Raw genomic sequence first — 827 nt, 5'->3', positions numbered from 1 at the left:
TGCGCCTGGCGCCCAATCTGGATGGTTCGGACTTGTCGTATGCATACGACAAAATGGTCCGGCGCACCGTTGAGCTGACCGCTTCCACTCTGGGCGCTCGGCATTTGTCGTATGCATACGACAAGATGGCCGGTGCCTCGGCCCGGTGCCTGGTGCCCGATTTGGGTAGCTCGATTTTGTCGTATGCATACGACAAGACGGTCCGGTGCTCCCCGGCGCAGGCCGCCTCGACCCTGGTCGCTCAGGATTTGTCGTATGCATACGACAAAGTCGACGAGGCTTCGGACCTGCGCCTGGCGCCCAATCTGGATGGTTCGGACTTGTCGTATGCATACGACAAAATGGTCCGGCGCACCGTTGAGCTGACCGCTTCCACTCTGGGCGCTCGGCATTTGTCGTATGCATACGACAAGATCGCCATCGCCTCAGACCTGCGCCAGGTGCCTGATCTGGTTACTTTGGTTTTGTCGTATGCATACGACAAATCGGTCCGGTGCTCCCCGGCGCCGGCCGCTTCCACCCTGGACGTTCAGGATTTGTCGTATGCATACGACAGGATGGCGGGTGCCTCGGCCCGGCACCTGGTGCCCGATCTAGGTAGCTCGATTTTGTCGTATGCATACGACAAACCGGTCCGGCGCTCTGCTGAGCTGGCCGCTTCCACCTTGGACGTTCAGGATTTGTCGTATGCATACGACAAGATGGCCGGTGCCTCGGCCCGGTATCTAGTGCCCGATCTGGGTAGCTCGATTTTGTCGTATGCATACGACAAAACGGTCCGGTGCTCCCCGGCGCCGGCCGCTTCCACCCTGGACGTTCAGGATTTG

At 59.6% G+C, this 827-nt stretch carries 1 protein-coding gene; it reads left to right on the top strand.

Annotation, left to right across the window (positions count from 1 at the left end; translation table 11 throughout):
- Positions 1–827 (top strand): hypothetical protein (locus tag LRS53_RS22265; protein ID WP_231357370.1); only part of this gene is annotated, 827 nt, incomplete at both ends.

The sequence above is a fragment of the Pseudomonas sp. PLB05 genome (assembly GCF_021106615.1).
GTDB lineage: Bacteria > Pseudomonadota > Gammaproteobacteria > Pseudomonadales > Pseudomonadaceae > Chryseomonas > Chryseomonas benzopyrenica.
The sequence above is the reverse complement of the archived record's forward strand: the minus strand, read 5'-3'. Positions and strand labels throughout refer to the sequence as shown.